This window comes from Pseudomonas sp. Eth.TT006 (assembly GCF_054456575.1).
Map to the genome: position 1 here is coordinate 1 of NZ_JBTJEN010000048.1, position 315 is coordinate 315.

Consider the following 315-nt stretch of genomic DNA (forward strand, 5'->3'; position numbering starts at 1 on the left):
GAGCATCACCGTGGCCGAGGCCAGGGATTCGCAGGCGTTGGCCAGCAGGGATTCGGTGTCGGCTTGGGGGTTGGCGCTGAACAGGCTGCTGGGGCTGTACGGCGTAGACATGATTTGTGCGGGCGCGAGGTAATGGTCGAGGGCGCGTTCGGCGGCATCGTGGAGTTTTCGCGAGTTGAGTGATTCGTAGGGGGATACCGGGTCTGTGATTGGCGGATGGGTGTTGGTTTTGGACATCGACTAAGGCTCCACGCACTTTGAAAGAATGACTCCGTGTAGGAGCTGCCGCAGGCTGCGATCTTTGCTTTTAAAAAG

Annotated in this window: 1 protein-coding gene; it reads right to left on the bottom strand. The window is 58.7% G+C overall.

The annotated features are described in order from the left end of the window. A partial coding sequence (locus ACXR0M_RS27260) for a DUF6124 family protein (protein ID WP_458834693.1) occupies positions 1-237 on the bottom strand: 237 nt, incomplete at its 3' end. Positions 238-315 lie beyond the last annotated feature (78 nt).